This window comes from Cyanobium sp. Copco_Reservoir_LC18 (assembly GCF_009834675.1).
In the GTDB taxonomy this organism is placed as follows: Bacteria; Cyanobacteriota; Cyanobacteriia; order PCC-6307; family Cyanobiaceae; genus Cyanobium; species Cyanobium minutissimum.
Genome location: NZ_ASAC01000010.1, coordinates 182,622 through 201,024 on the forward strand (window position 1 = coordinate 182,622; position 18,403 = coordinate 201,024).

Genomic DNA, 18,403 nt, shown 5'->3' on the forward strand with positions numbered 1-18,403 from the left:
GGTGGGGTGAGTCCCATGCATGACCGTCCCGGTGCCGTCCTCGATCAGCTGCGTGCAGGGCACCAGCGCTTTCTCGACGGCCATGTGCTCCACCCCCACAGCGATCGCCTGCGGATGCTGGAGGTGGAAGCGGGCCAGGCTCCCGTGGCGGCGGTCCTGGGCTGCGCCGACTCGCGGGTGCCGGTGGAGCTGCTGTTCGACACGGGATTCGGCGATCTGTTCGTGGTGCGCAATGCCGGCACGATGAGCACCGTGGCCGCGATCGCCTCGCTCGAGTACGCCGTGAGTCACCTGGAGGTGCCGGTGATCGTGGTGCTCGGCCACGCCGCCTGCGGTGCGGTGGCGGCCGCCTTCGACCGGGACCTCAACCTGACGCCGAGCCTGTCCCAGGTGGTGGGCCAGCTGCGCATGGAGCTGTTCAGCCTCGGTGGCGCACACAACCTGGAGGAGGCCTGCCGGCGTCACACCCTCAACGCCGCCCGCAACCTCGTCGATTCCAGCGTGATGCTCACCGACAGGCTCCGATCGGGCCGGCTGCAGGTGGAGGCGGCGTACTACAACCTGCACACCACCAGCATCGAATGGATGGGGACCCTGATGCCGATGCCTCAGGGCTGAGTCGGCAGAGCCGCCAGGATCCGTTCCACCCGGCTTTCCCAGGTCTGGGCGGCGGCGAAGGCCACCCGCGCACGGAACTTCTCCAGGCTGTCGGAGGCCAGCTCCTCATCGATGGCCTCAAGGAAGCAAGCGGGATCTTTCTCGATCCGGATCAGATCCTCAGCCAGCTCCAGCCCTTCCACGGCGGAGGAGACCACCGGCTTGCCACTGGCGATGTACTGAAACAGTTTCAGCGGACTCATCGACCGCGAGAAGGGCGTATCGAGATGGGGAATCAGGCAGAGATTCATCCGCTTCAGCTGCATCGGCACCTGATCATTGGGAAGGCTCCCCAGCCACTCCACATTGGCGAGGCCAAGCAGGCCGGAGTCCGACAGGCGCCGGTTGAGCTCGGGACCCACCAGCAGCAGCCGGCAGTGGGGGCGCTCCAGGGCGATCCTGCGCAGCAGATCGATGTCGGTGCGATCCCAGAACGTGCCGACATAGCCCAGAACCGGCTGGGGGCCAGCGGGCTGGAAGTCGGAGGCCTGCGCCAGGAACGCCGAGCTGACGGCCTGATCAATCCGGACACAGGGAGCCTGGGGCGAGAACTTGTCCTCATTTGCCTTCGAGGTGACGGCGATCAGGTCGGCCATCGACCCGAGGCGCGGATACTGATCCACCGCAAAGGGGTAGTACCAGTCGGTCTTGTCCACCAATGTGAAATCATCCACGATCTGGATGATCCGGGCAGCAGCAGGCACCTGAGCCACCAGCTCATCCAGGACGGGATGGGGCGGAAACAACCACTGCAGGGTGTTCCGTTTCCGGAACCCCAGGGATCGAATCCGTCTCCCCAGGGCGATGCGCTCCCGCTGCAGCTTCAGCAGCGAACCGAGACTTCGTGGCCGCCAGGGGCTGATCCCACCCGGTCTCCAGTAGAGACGGGCGACGGCAAGTCTGTCGGAGATGACCTGGAAGGATGTGGCCAGCGTCTCCCCCTTCGAGGAGGGCAGGATGACCAGCACCTGCTTGACATGGTCACATCGGCTCAGCGTCGTGGCGATCTGCTCGTAGGTGCGGCCGTACACCCCCCAGTCATCGCCGAACCAGAACAGCAGAACGTGGGAGAGGTTGCGGGGAGTGGAAGGACCAGCCGGAAGATGCAACGTCATCACGTCCGAGAGTCTTCGAGACACAAAAGGTGAATCATTGGACAATCCACCCCAGGCGCCGCCCCCAGCGAATCTTGTAACTAAGGTAGCAACGCAACAGTAGACTGGCGACGTGGGCATTGGCCCAGCAAAGCAGGCTCAATCGTTGACCGAAAATCGCCGCATCAAACCAAGAAACAATTCTGCCACGGTAGATGAATTCACTGAATGTCGATTGCTGACAAGTTCCCCAGAATTGACAGGCCAGACCAGCGATCATGAGGTCCACCACAGCTGAACGATTGACGTCCTGCTTGACCAACCCCTGCTGGCCAAGCTGGGCCTCTCCGAGATGATGAACCCCATGTCGGCTGCCGCTCTTGACCACAGGGATGATGGATGGGCAGATGATTCCATAGGGCACACATAAGCCGACAACCTCCACGCTGTCAGTGATCACAACTTTCTTCCGCTTACTTGGAGAGTGTGCAATGGCCTTCAGAATGTCGAGAGGGCATCCACCCGAGGCATCCGTATGACGCACATGCCAACAGTCATAACTGCTCGGCGCCAGGCCCAGGTCGCCCATCCGATCGACGACTGCCTTCCTGACCTCTCGATGCAAGCGAAGAAGCCGAAAGAGACGATTGGAGTAGCGCGCGAGATAGCGGCAGACAACCAAGGTGTCCCAGGGTCCGTCCAGGGCTGGCTCTTGGTCGGTCAGAAACATTCCATGCTGCAAGGCCTCACATTTCAGGGGATCTTGCGTGATGCAACTCGTATATCGCGGCGGGATCACATGGCCGAAATCACCTTCAGACCGCTGAAAGGCCGGCTCCGAAGGGCACGCCAGCGAAAAATAGTGCTCGAAAAGATCATTCCATGAATTATGGGTCCAGTCAACACACAGAACAGCGTTGAATCGGCTGGAGAGATCACAGCAATGGCCCAGGACCTGAAGGCGATTACCAAGCCCCGCAATGCCCTTATCGACAATGGTTCTCTGCATGGCATCGCTCAAGGACTCTCCAGTGCCGACCGTCCTCTGGCCGAAAGCAGCCAGGGCCGGATCACATTCCCGTGATGCAGTACCCCGCGTCCACGTAGATCACCTGGCCGGTGATGCCGCTGGCCAGGGGGCTGGCCAGGAAGGCGGCCGTGGCGCCCACCTCGTCCTGGGTGACGGTGCGGCGCAGGGGGGCCTTCTCCTCGACGTTGTGGATCATGTCCAGGATGCCGCCGATCGCCGAGCTGGCCAGGGTGCGGATCGGGCCGGCGCTGATGGCGTTCACCCGCACCTGCCGCTCTGGGCCCAGCTCCGCCGCCAGGTAGCGCACCGAGGCCTCCAGGGCCGCCTTGGCCACCCCCATCACGTTGTAGTTGGGGATCGCCCGCTCGGCGCCCAGGTAGCTCAGGGTGATGACGCTGGCCCCAGCGCTGAACAGGGGCTTGGCATGGCGGCAGAGGGGCGCCAGGGAATAGGCGCTCACCTCCAGCGCCCGGGCGAAGCCCTCCGGGCTGATGGCGCTGAAATCTCCCACCAGCTCATCCTTGCCGGCGAAGGCCAGGCAGTGGATCAGCACATCCAGCGTTCCCCACTGCGTGGCGATGCGCTGGAACAGGGCCTCGATCTGGGCCGGGTTCTGCACATCGAGGGGCTCGAACAGGGTGGGGTTCAGGGGGGCGGTGAGTTCGCGCACCTTGCCCTCGAAGCGACCCCGGTCGTCCGGCAAGTAGGTGATGCCCAGTTCGCAGCCCGCCGCCGCCAGCTGCTGGGCGATGCCCCAGGCGATCGAGCGGTTGTTGGCGATGCCGGTGACGAGAGCCTTCTTGCCGCGCAGATCAAGGAGCATGGGAAACGGAGCGCCGGAGGGCGAAGGAATGCAGTGCGGCGATTCTCCCCCACCCGCGGGGGCCCCCTGCCTGCCCTCGCCCGGGTCCGACGGCGGCCGGTACGGGAGCTGATGGGCCTGATTCCCCAACGCTGGCCAGAGCGGACGGGCCCGGCCCCGGCCCCGCCGCCCTGGCCCCCCGTTGGGCCCGAGGGACCTCCCCTGCTGGTTCTGATCGACCGCCGCGACCCGGACGTCCGGGCGCTGCGGTCCCCCCTGGGGGATCTGCTGGATCCAGGGGAACGGCAACGGCTGGGCCGGCTCCGGGGCGAGGGGGATGGCGAGCGCTTCCTGCTCGGTCGCGGCGCCCTGCGGCTGTTCCTGGGGAGCTGGCTGGGGTGTGACCCCGCCGGACTCGTGCTGGGGAGTGGTCCCCAGGGCAAGCCGGAGCTGCTTACCGCGCCGCCGGCCGCCCCCCGCTTCAACGTCTCCCATTCGGGGGACCTGATCCTTCTCGGCTTTCACCCCCGGCGGCCGGTGGGGGTGGATGTGGAGCAGCGGCGACCGGTGCCGGAGTGGCAGAGCATCGCCCGCCGCTGCCTGCCGCCGGGGGAGCGGGAGGCGATCGGCCGCCTGCCGGAGCCGCGGCGTGAGCAAGCCTTCCTGGCCGCCTGGTGCCGGCTGGAGGCCCAGCTCAAGGCCAGGGGCCAGGGTCTGTTCGGCCCGCCTCCCGCCCCGGGGGAACCGCAGCCGGTGGTCTGGCCCCTGGTGCTGCCGGAGGGGTACGTGGGCGCGGCGGCCCTGGCCTGAGCCGCTCGGGCGGTGGGCGTCACCAGCCCCCGTGGTCCGTCGCCCCGGGCTCCTCAAGGTCCTCGGGGCTGAGGGGCAGCCCCAGCAGTTGCTTTTCGGCCCGCCGGATCGCCCGGGGATCGCTGAGCAGATCGGGCTCCTCCAGCAGGGGCAGGACCGGCGGCCGGTGCTCGGCCGCCGTCCGCGGCGGCGGCTCCCAGAGGAAGGTGCTGCCGGGCGCCCGCTGGCGGCAGAGCGCCTCCATCTGGCGCCGCAGGGCCAGGCGCACCCTGCCCCGCTCCAGGGACTGGAAGAACTCCTCCCGGGGGGCCAGCCCGAAGCTGGTGGGATGGGGGCCATTGCCACCCGACAGCCGGGCGGCGTCTGGGAGCCAGCGCGGCCGGCAGATCCCCGGGCGAGCGGTGTCCGTCTCGATCCAGATGTGCAGGCCTTCGCCGCCGGGCCGGCTCACCACGGCGAGCCCGTCATTGGGCTGGTGTCGCGGCAGGGGGTACACCCGGCCGCTGGGGCGCTGATCGGCGGGTACACAGCCGGCGAGCAGGGCCGCCAGAAGCGGCAGGGCCAGCAGGCGCGAGGCCGGCGGGAGGGTCGCCCGCGGGCGGCGGGCCAGCGGGCTCGGCGGCGGCACGGCGGGAACGGCTCGGTGGCGGCGATGATCCTGACCCGCTATCCCCCATCCGCTCTGCAGCAAGGGCGGCAGCACAGCCATGGTCCTCACGAGCTCCACCATGCTGCCCCTTGGCACACCCCTGCCGCTGGCCGCCATGCAGGCCGCTCTGCGGCCGGTCAGGGGCGGTCCGCTCGCGGCCGCCGCCCTGGCCGGGAGGCCGGTGCTGGTGCTGTTCCTCTGCCCCCACTGCCCGTTCGTGAAGCACGTGGAGACGGAGCTCACCCGGCTGCAGGGCGACCTGGAGGGGCGGGTGAGCCTGATCGGCCTCTGCAGCAACAGCACCGCCAGCCATCCCCAGGACGGGCCGGCGGGGATGGCGGCCCAGGCGGAGGCCTGCGGCTGGACCTTCCCCTACCTGCAGGACCCCGACCAGAACGTGGCCCGCGCCTTCCGGGCCGCCTGCACCCCGGACGTCTTCCTTTTCGATGGGGCGCACCGCCTGGCCTACCGGGGCCAGCTGGATGGCAGCCGCCCCGGCGGCGAGGCCTGCGACGGCCGGGATCTGCGGGCGGCCGTGACCGCCCTGCTGGAGGGGCGGCCGGTGCCGGAGCCGCAGCGGCCGGCCATCGGCTGCAACATCAAGTGGCGGGCCGGAGCCGAGCCCCCCTGGTTCAGCGGCTGACGCTTCCAGGGGCCGCCCCCGGCGGTCGGATCCGCAGGCTTAATGTTGCCGCCATGCATGTGCCCCCCTTCAGTCTCAGCGAGCAACTGCAGCAGCTGGGAGACGCCCTTGATCAGGCCGTTCTGGAGGTCCTGCGCAGTGGCCAGTACATCGGGGGGAGCACCATCAGCGGCTTCGAGGCCGCCTTCGCCGAGGCCTGCGGGGTCCCCCACGCCATCGGCTGCAACAGCGGCACCGATGCCCTGGTCCTGGCCCTGCGGGCCCTGGGGATCGGCGCCGGTGACGAGGTGATCACCAGCTCCTTCAGCTTCTTCGCCACCGCCGAAGCGATCAGCGCCGTGGGGGCCACGCCGGTGTTCGTGGACGTGGACCCGGACACCTACCTGATCGATCCGGAGGGGATCAAGGCCGCCATCACCCCCGCCACCCGGGCCCTGATGCCCGTGCACCTGTTCGGCCGGCCGGTGGACATGGAGCGGATCATGGCCATCGCCACCGCCCATGGCCTGCGGGTGATCGAGGACTGCGCCCAGGCCAGCGGCGCCAGCTGGGCCGGCCGGCCGGTGGGCGGCTGGGGCGACGCCGGCTGCTTCAGCTTCTTTCCCACCAAGAACCTGGGCGCGGCCGGTGACGGCGGCATGGTGGTCTGCGGTGACGCGCAGCTGGCCCAGCGGATCCGGGAGCTGGCCGTGCACGGCATGCCCCGCCGCTACCTGCACACCGATCTGGGCTACAACAGCCGCCTCGATGCCATGCAGGCCGCCGTCCTGATGGTGAAGCTGCCCCACCTGGCCGACTGGGTGGAGCGGCGTCGGGCCATCGCCGAGCGGTACCAGCGGGAACTGGCGGGCCTGCCGGGCCTGGTGCCCGCGGCGCCCGGACCGGAGGGCCACAGCTGGAACCAGTTCGTGGTGCGGGTGCCCCGCTGCCCCGCCGCCACCAGCGCCTGCGGGGGACGCTGCACCCCGGCGGCCGACAGCGCCAGCTACGGCCTGCCCGAGGCCTGCTGCCGCGACTGGCTCAAGCAGCAGCTCCAGGAGGCGGGCGTGACGACGATCATCTACTACCCGATCCCCATCCACCGGCAGCCCGCCTACGCCGACCTCGGCTACGGGCCCGGCAGCCTGCCGATCACCGAACGGCTCTGCGCCGAAGTGCTCAGCCTGCCGATCTTCCCGGAACTCACCACCGAGCAGCAGGACAGCGTCATCGCCGCCGTGCGCAGCCTGGTGGGGGCCGAAGCGGTCGTCGCCTGAGACAGCCCCCTTCTAGCCCCGGGGCAGGGCGGCGTGGAGCGCCTTGAAGCGGGCCTGCTGAACCTTGTGGCTGACGATGGGCTCGGGGTAGCTCCGGCGCTCCATGGCTCCGATGGCGCCGCTGATCAGGTCGGCGGTGGCCACATGGGCCAGCTCCGGCAGCCAGCGGCGGATGTAGGTGGCCTCGGGGTCGAACTTCGCCGCCTGGGTGGCGGGATTGAAGATGCGCAGGGGCCGGGGATCCATGCCGCTGCTGGCGCTCCACTGCCAGCCGCCGTTGTTGGCCGCCAGGTCGCCGTCCACCAGCCGCTTCATGAACACCTGCTCGCCCAGGCGCCAGTCGCAGATCAGATCCTTCACCAGGAAGGAAGCCACGATCATGCGGCAGCGGTTGTGCATCCAGCCGCTGGAGTTCAGCTGTCGCATCGCCGCATCCACGATCGGGAAGCCGGTGCACCCCGCCTCCCAGGCCCGCAGCCGCTCGGGATCGTTCTCCCATGGGAAGACCTTCCACTGGGGCCGGTAGGGCCCGTCGGCCAGTTCCGGGAAATGGAACAGGGCCTGCTGGTAAAACTCGCGCCAGGCCAGCTCCTGCTCCCAGACGCCGATGGAGGTGAGGGCCTCGGCGCTGCGGGCGAGGGCCCGGGCGCCCCGGGCGGCGGCCCAGGCCTGGCGGGGGCTGAGGGTGCCGACGCTGAGGGCGGCGGACAGCGCGGAGGTGCCGGCCTCACCCGGCAGGTTGCGGCCCGGCTCGTAGGCGGCCAGGGGACCGCCGTTGACGCCGCCGTCGGCGAAGGCCTGCAGCTGGGCCAGGGCGGCCGCCTCGCCGGGGCGGCAGGGGCAGAGATCGGCGCCGCTGAAGGGGAAACCGAGCTCCTCGGCGCTGGGCACGACATCCAGCCTGGGCAGGGCCTGCCACAGGGGCGCCCGCTCCTCCGGCAGGGCGCTGGGATCGAGATCCAGCAGACCGCCCGGCGCCGCCACCGGCTCCAGGCCGCCGGCGGATCCGGCGCCGAGGGCCGCCCGGGCCTCCACCTGGCCGCGCCAGTTGCGCAGGAAGGGGCCGTAGACCCGGTAGGGCTCCCCGGCGCCGGTGCGGATCGCCTCCGGGGCCACCAGCAACTGGTCCCAGTCCACCAGCACCCGGGTGCCCTGGGCCCGCAGCGCCGCCGCCACCTGCCGGTCGCGCTCGCGGCCGTAGGGCTCCACCTCCCGGTTCCAGGCCACCACCGCGGCCCCGGTCGCCCGGGCCGCCTGGGCCACCAGGGCCGCGGGATCCCCCTGCAGCATCAGCAGCCGGCTGCCCGCCGCCCGCCAGCGGGCCGCCAGCTCCCGCAGGCTCTCGCACAGAAACCAGGCCCGGGCCGGAGCCATCAGCGGGCCTGAAAGGATCGCCGGATCAAGCACGTAGAGGCCGGTGACCGCCGGGGTGGCGGCGGCGGCCGCCGCCAGGCCCAGGTTGTCGGCCAGGCGCAGGTCGCGGCGATGCCAGAACAGCCAGCGCTCCGGGGCCATCAGGATCCCAGCAGCTGGCGGGCGCGGTACCAGGCGGTCACGGTCTTGCCGTCCAGGGCCTCGTCGCCGCTGGCCAGGAGCGCATCCAGCTGGGCCGGCTCCAGCAGCAGCACCTCCATGTCCTCGTCGTCGTCACCGGGGGGGCGGTCCTGCAGCAGGGTGAGATCGCGGGCCAGGAACAGGTGGATCACCTCGTCCGAGTAGCCGGGGCAGGGGTGCATGGCGCCCAGGGGGTCCCAGCGGCTGGCGCTGTAGCCGGTCTCCTCCTCCAGCTCCCGCCGCATCGAACCCAGGGGCTCCTCCCCCTCCTCCAGGGTTCCGGCCGGGAACTCCAGCAGCCGGCCGGCCACGGCGAACCGGTACTGGCGCAGGATCACCACCCGGCCGTCCTCGAGCACGGGCACCGCCAGGGATGCCCCCGGATGGCGGATCACGCCGTAGGTGCCCTCGATGCCGATCGGCAGCACGACCCGGTTGAGCTCGAACCGCACCTTGCGGGCCTGCAGGGCGGCGGTGGTCTCCAGATGGGTGCAGGGCTCGGGGGGCGGCAGGGGAGCCATGGGACAGGCCATCGGGGCCCCCAGTGTGACGGGCGGGGGCCGCCGGGCGCGGCATCAGGGCCCTTCCGGCCAGCCCGGCTCCCCCGGCAGCACCAGGGGTGGCGGCTCCATGGCGGCCCGCGGCAGGGCCGCCAGCCCTGCGGAGGCCGTGACGGGGGTGCCGGTGGACGCCACCGGAAGGGGCAGGTCCGGGTCGATCGCCGCCAGGGGCGCGAGCACGAAGGCCCGCTCCCCCAGGCGCGGATGGGGCAGCTCCAGCTCCGGGCTGCGGCAGGTGAAGGGCCCGCACCAGAGCAGGTCGAGATCGAGACGGCGGGGTCCCCAGCGCTCACGGCGCTCCCGGCCGAACGTCGCCTCCAGCTGCAGAAGCCGCGCCAGCAGCCGGGCGGGATCAGGCCAGGCCGCCGCCAGCAGCGGCGGCGTCTTGAGCCGCGCCAGCAGGACGGCGTTGAGGTATGGCGGCTGTCCCGGCGGCCCCCCCACCGGCTGGGTGCGGAACCGGGGCGACCAGCTCAGCTGCAGGGGCGCCGCGGCCCAGGCGCCCAGCTCCGCCTCCAGCTGCGGCCGCACGGCCGTGAGGGTGGCGACGGGGTCGCCGAGGTTGGCCCCGAGGGCGATGGCCAGGCTGACGGAGAGGGGATCGGCAGGGGAGTGGAACATCGACCGTCGCCCTCGGGCCTCCGCCAGCAACACCCTTCCGGGCCGGTGGGAGCCATCCTGGCCAACGGCCGGCGGCGGGACGGCGCTGCGGCAATCCACCGCAAGGGGCTGGCGGTACTGGAGGCGTCCATCGACGCCGCCCCGATGTCCTTCCCCCTGTCCGTGCTGCTGCTCTCCCTCGCGAACCCGCTGCCCGGCAGCCTGGCTGGACCGGCGTCCCTCCGCGCACCGCTTCCGGTGGACGGCGCTGGGGCGTGGCTGGCCCAGAAGCCGGCCGGGGCCCTCGCCCCGTCGCTGCAGGGCCGCCCGGTGGTGGTGGACATCTATGCCAGCTGGTGTCCCGCCTGCCGCACGATCGCGCCGACGCTGCGCTCCCTCGCGGAGAGTCAGGCCGGCCAAGCCACGTTCGTGACCTTCGACGTGTCCGATGCCGCCACGTTGAAGGCCTCCCGCGAACGGGCCAGGTCGCTCGGGCTCGGTGCGTTCCTGGAAGCCAACCGCAGCCAGACCTCCCTGGTGGCGGTCATCGACCCCCGCAACGGCACCAGCGTGCAGACCTTCCGGGCCAGCACGGATGCGGGCGCCTACGTCGCCGCCATCGGCAAGGCCCGGTCGATGATCCGGCGATGATCCGGTCGCCCCTGAACCGCACCGGACCGGCGTTGCTGATGGTCCTGGCCGCGGCGTCCCTGGCGGCGGCACTGGGGCTGGAGGGCCTGCCGCGGATCGGGGCCCAGCTGGATCAGGCGATCCTGGCCGCGTCGCAGGCCTACGCCGAACGGTTCGAGGCCTGGCCTTCGCCCCCACCGCTGCTGGTTCCGATCGCCGCGTTCCTCGGCGGGCTGCTGGCGAGCGTGTCGCCCTGCGTGCTGGCGATGCTGCCGTTGAACCTCGGCTACATCGGCACCCTCGGGCCGCTCAGCCGACGCCAGGCCCTGGTCAGGGTGGCCGGCTTCGTGGCCGGGACCGTCCTGGTGCTGAGCCTGTTCGGCCTGGTCGCCTCGTTCGCCTCGGCCGTGGTGGTGGACCACCGCGGCCCGGTCCACCTCGGGGTGGGTCTGGTGATCCTGCTGATGGGACTCCATCTGGGGGGATGGCTGCCGCTGCGCCTGCCCCGCCTGCCGGCTCTGCCCCCATCGGGAGGGCCGTTCCTGGTGGGGATGGGCTTCGCCCTGGTGAGTTCCCCCTGTGCCAGTCCGGTGCTGTTCTCGGTGCTGGCCGCCGCCGCCGGCACCGGCTCCGGTCTGCTGTCGGTGGCCACGATGGTGAGCTATGCCCTGGGGTACACGGCGCTGATCGCGGCCACCAGCCTCTGGGCCGGTCTGATGGGCACCTCCCGGAAGCTGCTGCGCCATGGCGCCACCCTCACCCGGATCAGTGCGCTGGTGCTGCTGGCGGCGGGGGGGTTCCATGTGCTTCTGGGGCTGATCTGGAGCGGGCGGAACGGATAGACGACGGCCACGCCTCCGCCGCCACCCGGTCGGCGAGACTGGCCAACCCACCCAGCCACTGCCCCATGGTCGTCAGCGGGTCCCCTGCCGCCCCCGCCGGTGCCGCGCCTACCGGCAGCTTTCCGCTGGCCGCCATCACCGGCCACGGCACCCTGAAGCTGGCCCTGCTGCTGGCGGCGGTGGACCCCGGCCTGGGCGGCGTGGTGATCGCCGGCGGGCGCGGCACCGGCAAGTCGGTGCTGGCCCGGGGGCTCCATGCCCTGCTGCCGCCGATCGACGTGATCGACCTGGCCGATGGTCCGGGGCTGCGGCAGGCGGATCCCTCCCGGCCCGACGAGTGGGACGGCCCCACCCGGCAACGCATCACCGAGCTGGGCGGCGATCCCAGCGGTGCCGATCCGGAGGCCCTGCTGCCCACCCGGGTGATGCCGGCCCCGTTCATCCAGGTGCCCCTCGGCGTCACCGAAGACCGGCTGATCGGCTCGGTGGACGTGGCCGCCTCCCTGACCGCCGGGGCGCCGGTGTTCCAGCCCGGACTGCTGGCGGAGGCCCACCGGGGCGTGCTCTACGTCGACGAGCTCAACCTGCTGGATGACGGCATCACCAACCTGCTGCTGGCGGCGGTGGGCTCCGGCGAGAACCGCATCGAACGGGAGGGGCTGAGCCTGTCGCACCCCTGCCGCTGCCTGCTGATCGCCACCTACAACCCGGAGGAGGGGGCGGTGCGCGACCACCTGCTGGATCGCTTCGCCATCGCCCTGTCGGCCAACCAGCTGCTCGACACCGACCAGCGGGTGGCGATCACCCGCTCGGCCCTCGACCACGGCGCCTCCAGCAGCGCCTTCGGCGCCCGCTGGCAGGAGGAGACCGAGGCCCTGGCCACCCAGCTGCTGCTGGCCCGCCAGTGGCTGCCGGACGTGACCATCGACCGGGAGCAGATCCGCTACCTGGTCACCGAGGCGATCCGCGGCGGCGTCGAGGGCCACCGGGCCGAGCTCTACGCGGTGCGGGTGGCCCGGGCCCATGCGGCCCTCTCCGGCCGCGACCGGGTGGAGGCGGACGATCTGCAGGTGGCGGTGCGCCTGGTGATCGCCCCGCGGGCCCTGCAGCTGCCGCCCCCGGATCCCGACCAGCCCATGGAGCCGCCGCCACCGCCACCGCCCCAGGGGGAGCAGCCCCCCGAGGACCCGGAACCGCCCGAGCAGGAGCCGGAGAACGACGAGCCCGAGGACCAGGACGACGACGACGAGGACGACAGCCCGGAGGATCAGGCCCCGCCCCAGATCCCCGAGGAATTCCTCCTGGATCCCGAGGCCACCGCCATCGACCCCGACCTGCTGGTGTTCGCTTCGGCGAAGGCCAGGAGCGGCGGCAGCGGCAGCCGGGCGGGGGTGTTCAGCGACAGCCGCGGCCGCTACGTGAAGCCGATGCTGCCCCGGGGCCCCGTGCGCCGCATCGCCATCGACGCCACCCTGCGGGCCGCCGCGCCTTACCAGAAGGCCCGCCGCGCCCGGGAGCCGCACCGCAAGGTGATCGTGGAGGAGGGTGACTTGCGGGCCAAGCAGCTGCAGCGCAAGGCCGGCGCCCTGGTGATCTTCCTGGTGGATGCCAGCGGCTCGATGGCCCTGAACCGGATGCAGAGCGCCAAGGGGGCCGTGATCCGCCTGCTCACCGAGGCCTACGAGAACCGGGATGAGGTGGCCCTGATCACCTTCCGCGGCGAGCAGGCCGAGGTGCTGCTGCCGCCCACCCGCTCGATCACCGCCGCCCGCCGGCGGCTGGAATCGATGCCCTGCGGCGGCGGCTCACCCCTGGCCCACGGCCTTGCCCAGGCGGCCCGGGTGGGGGCGAACGCCCTGGCCACCGGCGACCTGGGCCAGGTGGTGGTGGTGGCCATCACCGATGGCCGCGGCAACGTGCCCCTGAGCCGCTCCCTGGGCCAGCCGGTGCTGGAGGGGGAGGAACCGGTGGATCTCAAGGAGGAGCTGCGGCAGGTGGCCAGCCGCTACCAGAGCCTGGGTCTGCGGCTGCTGGTGATCGACACCGAGCGCAAGTTCATCGGCAGCGGCATGGGCAAGGTGCTGGCCGAGGCGGCCGGCGGCCGCTATGTGCAGCTGCCCAAGGCGAGCGACCAGGCCATCGCCGCCATCGCCCTGGAGGCGATCAACGGTTTCTGACCGTGGGAGCGAGCCGGTCCTGGGCGGCCTGGCGGGCGGCCTTCGCCTCCTGCTGGCGGGCATCCTGGCGGGCCTTGCGGTCGCGCGCCGCATCCACTTCGGCGGGGTAGAGCTCTTCGAAGAACCGGCCCAGGCCGATCGAGACGCTGCGGATGCCGTCGAGGAACTTGGGATCCCCCGTGAGCTTGCTCACATCACCGCCGACGGCCGACCAGCGGTCGGTGAGCTGCTTGGCGTTGGTGAGCGTGGCCTGGAGATCGGCCACGGTCTTCGGGTTGTCCAGGGCCGCCGCCAGGTTGCCCACGTGCTTGCTGGCCCGGGCGGCATCGGCACTGGCGAGGTTGAGGTTGCTCAGGATCGGATCCACCTTGCCCACCGAACGGTTCAGCTGGCTGACCAGCACCTGGGCGTCGGTCAGGAACACCTGGCCGCTCTTGGTGAGCTTCTCGGTCTCCTTGGCGGTCTTGGAGAAGGCGGCGGTGGCCGCCACCATCTGCTGAACCAGCTGTTCCTTCTCCGCCTGGTCGAGCAGACCCTGGACCGTTTCGGTGACCGTGTCGAGGCTGGCCGCCGCGATTCCCTTCACCTGGCCGCCATCGCAGACCATGCGGGTGTTGTTGCAGCCCCGCTCCCGCGGCCCCGGCAGGCTGGCCGGAAGGGGGGGGCCGCCCACCAGCAGGGACACCTGGGCGTCGCCCCCGAGCAGGGAGGCATTGCCGACCCGGGCCACCAGGGGGCGGGCCAGCCGCAGGCGCGGGTCGGTGATCTCCAGGTCGGCCACCACGGCCGCGTCGGTGACGGTGACCCGGCGCACGCTGCCCACCAGCACGCCGCGGAACGTCACCGGCGAACGGTCGGCCAGACCGGCGGCATCGGCGAAGCTGGCGCGGATGGTCCAGGTGTTGCCTCTCAGGGAGATCCCCCGCAGCCAGAACCACAGACCCAGGCCACTGGCGATGGCGGCCAGCAGGGAAAATCCAACCAGGGCTTCACGGACACTCCGGCGCATGGGCTCAGTTCTCGGCCGGCTGCATCGGTCCGTGCAGACTACCGCTCCGAAACTGCACCACATAGGGATTGGTGCTGACCCGGAAGTCCTCCACCGTGCCGACCCAGCGGAAGCGGCCGTCGTAGAGGAGGGCGACACGCTCGGCGCAGCGGTCGATCGTGCTCATCACGTGGCTGACCACCAGGGTGGAGGCGTGGACGATGCGGGAGGTGCGCACGATCAGGTCCTCGATGCGGGTGCAGGCCACCGGATCGAGGCCGGCGGTGGGCTCATCGAAGAGGAGCAGGGGGGTGCGGGCCGAGGCCAGGGTGGGGTCGTCGATCAGGGCACGGGCGAAGCTCACCCGCTTCTGCATGCCGCCGCTGAGCTCCCCCGGCATGCGGTCGGCGATGCCCGCCAGCCCCACGGCCTGCAGGGCCTGGTCCACCCGTTCGGCGATCTCGCGCTCCCCCAGGCGGCTGAAGCGGTAGAGCAGGAAGCCGACGTTCTCGCGCACGGACAGCGAGGCCAGCAGGGCGGGGTTCTGGAAGACCAGGCGCACGTCCGGGGGGTGGCGCTGGTCCAGGCGCAGGTAGGTCTGGGGTTCGCCGTGGATCCGCAGCAGGCCTGAGGTGGGCAGCTGCAGCCCCGCCAGCAGGCGCAGCAGGGTGGATTTGCCGGAGCCCGAGGGTCCCACCACCACGAGGCGCTCGCCCGGGGTGAGGCTGAGGTCGACGCGGTCGAGGACCAGGTTGGGTCCCCAGCGCATGCTGAGGTTCTCCATCTGGGCCACCGGTGGGATGGCCGGGGGAACTTTCAGCGCGAGTTGACTGGAGGCCAAGGAACCACGGCGAGGGGGCCCCTGGGGCCCGGCTCCCATCCTGCCGGTTCAGGACGGGCTTTTCATCCGTACAGTTCGGTTGGTCTGTGCCGCGTCGCCACGCCCTGCCCTTGACGGTCCGAGGCCCCGCTGCGAACGCCCGCCGGCGCCGGGGCGGCTCCCGCCCGGGGCGCCCCCGCTGGGTGGGCCGCGGCGACCTGCGTCAGCAGGACCTGATGAGCCGCTCGCGGCGGGCGGCCCGCTGGCTGCAGCCGGGCCTGGTGGTGAAGCGCTGGATGATCACCTCGGGCCTGGGCCTGGTGATCGCCCTGCTGGGGGCGGCGGTGTGGGCGGACCTGCAGCCGATCTACTGGACCCTGGAGACGATCCGGTGGGGCCTCAACCGCCTCACCCAGGTGATGCCCCGGGGCATCACCGGCCCGCTGGTGCTGCTGATCGGCGCCGCCATGATCTGGCTGGGCCAGAGCCGCAGCTTCGGCGCCATCCAGCAGGCCCTGGCCCCGGAGAAGGACACCCTGCTGGTGGATGCCCTGCTGGCCCAGCGGCGCCTGAACCGGGGACCCAACATCGTGGCGATCGGTGGCGGCACGGGGCTGGCCACCCTGCTGAGCGGCCTGAAGCGCTACAGCAGCAACCTCACCGCCATCGTCACGGTGGCCGACGACGGCGGCAGCAGCGGCGTGCTGCGGCGGGAGCTGGGGGTGCAGCCCCCCGGCGACATCCGCAACTGCCTGGCGGCACTGGCGCGGGAGGAGCCCCTCCTGACCCGCCTGTTCCAGTACCGCTTCAAGGCGGGCAGCGGCCTGGAGGGCCACAGCTTCGGCAACCTGTTCCTGAGCGCCCTGACGGCGATCACCGGCAGTCTGGAGTCGGCGATCATCGCCAGCAGCCGGGTGCTGGCGGTGCAGGGTCAGGTGGTCCCCGCCACCAACGCCGACGTGCGCCTCTGGGCGGAGCTGGAGAACGGCGAGCGGATCGAGGGGGAATCCGAGATCGGCCACGCCCCCTGCCCGATCGTCCGGCTGGGCTGCACCCCGGAACGGCCGCCGGCCCTGCCGCGGGCCCTGGAGGCGATCGCCAACGCCGAGCTGATCGTGCTGGGACCGGGAAGCCTCTACACCTCCCTGCTGCCCAACCTGCTGGTGCCGGAGCTGGTGAGCGCCATCAGCGCCAGCAAGGCGCCGCGGTTGTACATCTGCAATCTCATGACCCAGCCCGGGGAGACCGACGGCCTGGACGTGGGCGGCCATCTGCGGGCGATCGAAGCCCAGCTGGCCAGCCTGGGGGTGGAGCAGCGCCTGTTCACGGCCGTGCTGGCCCAGGAGGACCTGGACGACTCCAGCCTGCTCGACATCTACCGGCTGCGGGGCGCCGAACCCGTGACCTGCGAGGCCTCGGTCCTCAGGGAGCAGGGCTATGAGGTGATCCTGGCGCCGCTGCAGGGGGCCCGCCCCAGCGCCACCCTGCGCCATGAACCCCGCAGCGTGGCCAAGGAGGTGATCCGCTTCTACCGGAAGCACAAGCGGGATTGAAGGCATAGACTCCCGTCGCTGTCAGGGCGGAAAGAATGCGCCGAAGCCCTCGCACCCATCGACCAGCGATCATCCAGGCCGGTGCATCTGGAGCTCCTGAGCGATGAGGAGCCAGGGGACCATCCGAGCAGCCTCCATGGATGGGCTCCGCAGCTTCCGATGCGCTCCCAACCCGGCCGATGCCGCTAACGAATGAATCCCGACGCCATTCTGTTCGGCGCCTTTGAAAGGCACAATTTTGGAGATCTCCTCATGGGCTTTGCCTTTGAGAAGCTGCTCCAACAGAAAGGAATCCGCACGATTCATGCCAGCATTCTTGAGAATGATCTGACGGAGTGGGGAGGCACCAGGGTCCACTCCATCTTCCGATTGCTGGCCAGCGGGCTGGATACAAGCATCCCCATCCTGCATGTCGGAGGTGAAACGGCGTCCTGCTCCTTCAGGGAGGCGCTGGCCTGCGACTCCCCTGCCCCTCTGCCCTTCCATCTCAAGGACGTCGTCTGCTCCAATGTCCATCAGCAGCTGGGCACGGACCGCCCCTTCCCCTATCTGACACCAACCGAAGAACGTTTCGACAAGGAGTTGAAGCGATGGGAGAACAGACTGTTTTATGGCATCGGCCTCACCCAGCTGGCAGACGACAGTGCCCACAACGAACAGCTGAAAGCTTCATTGGCTGCCGCCAGAATGATCGGCTTCCGAGATGCCCACTCCCTAGACAACGCCAGGAGCCTGGGAGTTGGCCACAGCACATTCACCCCGGACATTGTTTTGTCCATCAGCCGATTGATGCCCGTTGTCAACCCTGGGAAGCCACCCTATCTGCTGCTGCATTTCAATGGCAGCTATCTGCGAAGACACGCCACTGCCCTCATCCAATCACTCTCGCAGATTGCCGGCGGCTTTGCAGGCGGTCTGAAGATCGGTCTTGCCGGCACGGCCAACTATCACGATTCCCTGGAAGATCTCTATCGATTCAAGCAGCTGGCCGATAGGTCTTCCGTTCCCATGGAAGTCCTGCCGACAGTTGACATCTTCGCCATCTGTCAGCAGATTGCCAGCGCTGCGGCTGTCGTATCAACCAGCCTGCATTACCGCATCGTCGCCAGATCCTATGGTGTGCCTCGGCTGACCATGAATGTGCACAAGGTCAACTGCTGGTCAGAAAGCAACGACGGCGACTATCCATTCGGCGTTGAGCCCGATGGGCTGGCGTTCGCCGTCAACTCTCTGATCGCTTCGATCCATCCCGTCAGGATGGTGGATGACCATGCCCAGATGGAGGATCTGAGCATCATCGACAGCCATATCGAGACCATCACCGGAATCATCCAGGCCGCCGCGCCCGGCAGCGAGCGGACTCGACTGAAGGACGCCACACCGCAACCCACCGCACCAGCCACGGACACCTGGGTCGCCTCCATGGTCCATTGCCTCGATGACCGCGAGAGGTCCATCAAGGCACAGGCCGAAACCATCCGGGCCCAGGACGCCGTCCTCAGCTCCAAAACGCTGTTGCTGAGGCGACTGCTGCGTCTGCTCTTGACGACCATCCGGCGCAGCCAACCGTGGGGGGCCGCCCCCTCAGGTCAGAGCAGGCAGCGCCGGCAAGGGGGCTCTGAAGGAAGGACAGCGAATGGTGATTCACCTCAACCCAGCAACAGTGAGAGGGTGGTGCACCGTATCCGGCCCTAGGGTGAGCCTGAATGTGTGCATCCAGCTCGCTCCGCTGCATCCA

The 18,403-nt window shown here is 70.2% G+C and carries 18 protein-coding genes; 9 read left to right on the forward strand and 9 right to left on the reverse strand.

Annotated features, from left to right (window positions below):
- Positions 1–15 precede the first annotated feature (15 nt).
- Positions 16–618: a carbonic anhydrase gene (locus L107_RS04995; protein ID WP_159816717.1), complete on the forward strand. Its 603-nt coding sequence runs from the start codon at positions 16–18 to the stop codon at positions 616–618.
- Here L107_RS04995 and L107_RS05000 read toward each other — a convergent pair.
- The 3 genes from L107_RS05000 to fabI are packed head-to-tail and all read right to left on the reverse strand — an operon-like array spanning position 609 to position 3,604.
- On the reverse strand, positions 609–1,766 hold the full coding sequence (locus L107_RS05000; RefSeq protein ID WP_159816718.1) for a glycosyltransferase: 1,158 nt from the start codon (positions 1,764–1,766) through the stop codon (positions 609–611). The two genes, L107_RS04995 and L107_RS05000, sit on opposite strands and share 10 nt — an antisense overlap.
- Before the next feature lie 40 nt (positions 1,767–1,806).
- Positions 1,807–2,772 carry a hypothetical protein gene (locus L107_RS05005; RefSeq protein WP_159816719.1) on the reverse strand — a complete coding sequence of 322 codons (966 nt, stop codon included), beginning with the start codon at positions 2,770–2,772 and terminating at the stop codon, positions 1,807–1,809.
- A gap of 49 nt (positions 2,773–2,821) precedes the next feature.
- Positions 2,822–3,604 (reverse strand): enoyl-ACP reductase FabI, encoded by a 783-nt coding sequence (gene fabI / locus L107_RS05010; RefSeq protein WP_159816720.1) that lies wholly within the window; start codon positions 3,602–3,604, stop codon positions 2,822–2,824.
- A 111-nt stretch (positions 3,605–3,715) separates the two neighbouring features.
- Between fabI and L107_RS05015 the strand changes: the two genes are divergently transcribed.
- Positions 3,716–4,393, forward strand: coding sequence for a 4'-phosphopantetheinyl transferase superfamily protein (locus L107_RS05015; RefSeq protein WP_159816721.1), 678 nt, complete (start codon positions 3,716–3,718; stop codon positions 4,391–4,393).
- A gap of 19 nt (positions 4,394–4,412) precedes the next feature.
- Here L107_RS05015 and L107_RS05020 read toward each other — a convergent pair whose 3' ends face one another.
- Positions 4,413–5,021: a hypothetical protein gene (locus tag L107_RS05020; RefSeq protein WP_236550515.1), complete on the reverse strand. Its 609-nt coding sequence runs from the start codon at positions 5,019–5,021 to the stop codon at positions 4,413–4,415.
- Positions 5,022–5,100: 79 nt separating this feature from the next.
- On the opposite strand from L107_RS05020, the gene L107_RS05025 reads away from it, so the two are divergent.
- Complete coding sequence (locus tag L107_RS05025) at positions 5,101–5,685, forward strand: thioredoxin family protein (RefSeq protein ID WP_159816722.1); 585 nt, start codon at positions 5,101–5,103, stop codon at positions 5,683–5,685.
- Positions 5,686–5,738: 53 nt separating this feature from the next.
- Positions 5,739–6,941, forward strand: a complete 1,203-nt coding sequence (locus L107_RS05030) for a DegT/DnrJ/EryC1/StrS aminotransferase family protein (RefSeq protein ID WP_159816723.1) — start codon at positions 5,739–5,741, stop codon at positions 6,939–6,941.
- 12 nt (positions 6,942–6,953) lie between these two features.
- Here the strand turns inward: L107_RS05030 and L107_RS05035 are convergent, their stop codons facing one another.
- From L107_RS05035 to folK, 3 genes are read right to left on the reverse strand one after another with little or no spacing between them, the layout of a single operon-like run.
- Positions 6,954–8,456, reverse strand: coding sequence for an FAD-binding domain-containing protein (locus tag L107_RS05035; protein WP_159816724.1), 1,503 nt, complete (start codon positions 8,454–8,456; stop codon positions 6,954–6,956).
- On the reverse strand, positions 8,456–9,016 hold the full coding sequence (locus L107_RS05040; RefSeq protein WP_106221033.1) for an NUDIX hydrolase: 561 nt from the start codon (positions 9,014–9,016) through the stop codon (positions 8,456–8,458). Before L107_RS05040 ends, L107_RS05035 begins: the two co-directional genes overlap by 1 nt.
- Before the next feature lie 54 nt (positions 9,017–9,070).
- The gene (gene folK / locus L107_RS05045; protein WP_159816725.1) at positions 9,071–9,676 is read right to left on the reverse strand and encodes a 2-amino-4-hydroxy-6-hydroxymethyldihydropteridine diphosphokinase; all 606 of its coding nucleotides are present in this window, start codon (positions 9,674–9,676) and stop codon (positions 9,071–9,073) included.
- A 45-nt stretch (positions 9,677–9,721) separates the two neighbouring features.
- Between folK and L107_RS05050 the strand changes: the two genes are divergently transcribed.
- From L107_RS05050 to bchD, 3 genes are all read left to right on the forward strand, one after another.
- Positions 9,722–10,306, forward strand: a complete 585-nt coding sequence (locus tag L107_RS05050) for a thioredoxin family protein (protein WP_201295806.1) — start codon at positions 9,722–9,724, stop codon at positions 10,304–10,306.
- Entirely contained in the window at positions 10,303–11,127 is an 825-nt protein-coding gene (locus L107_RS05055) for a cytochrome c biogenesis CcdA family protein (RefSeq protein ID WP_159816726.1), read from the forward strand. The genes L107_RS05050 and L107_RS05055 overlap by 4 nt, the downstream gene beginning before the upstream one ends.
- A 65-nt stretch (positions 11,128–11,192) precedes the next feature.
- Entirely contained in the window at positions 11,193–13,304 is a 2,112-nt protein-coding gene (gene bchD / locus L107_RS05060) for a magnesium chelatase ATPase subunit D (protein WP_159816727.1), read from the forward strand.
- Here the strand turns inward: bchD and L107_RS05065 are convergent.
- Both L107_RS05065 and L107_RS05070 read right to left on the reverse strand, forming a co-directional pair.
- Complete coding sequence (locus tag L107_RS05065) at positions 13,291–14,313, reverse strand: MlaD family protein (protein WP_159816728.1); 1,023 nt, start codon at positions 14,311–14,313, stop codon at positions 13,291–13,293. The two genes, bchD and L107_RS05065, sit on opposite strands and share 14 nt — an antisense overlap.
- A 4-nt stretch (positions 14,314–14,317) precedes the next feature.
- The gene (locus tag L107_RS05070; RefSeq protein ID WP_201295813.1) at positions 14,318–15,076 is read right to left on the reverse strand and encodes an ABC transporter ATP-binding protein; all 759 of its coding nucleotides are present in this window, start codon (positions 15,074–15,076) and stop codon (positions 14,318–14,320) included.
- 272 nt (positions 15,077–15,348) lie between these two features.
- Between L107_RS05070 and yvcK the strand changes: the two genes are divergently transcribed.
- Both yvcK and L107_RS05080 read left to right on the forward strand, forming a co-directional pair.
- Positions 15,349–16,665: a gluconeogenesis factor YvcK family protein gene (yvcK, locus tag L107_RS05075; RefSeq protein WP_159816802.1), complete on the forward strand. Its 1,317-nt coding sequence runs from the start codon at positions 15,349–15,351 to the stop codon at positions 16,663–16,665.
- A gap of 192 nt (positions 16,666–16,857) precedes the next feature.
- Positions 16,858–18,360, forward strand: coding sequence for a polysaccharide pyruvyl transferase family protein (locus L107_RS05080; RefSeq protein ID WP_159816730.1), 1,503 nt, complete (start codon positions 16,858–16,860; stop codon positions 18,358–18,360).
- Positions 18,361–18,403: the final 43 nt, after the last annotated feature.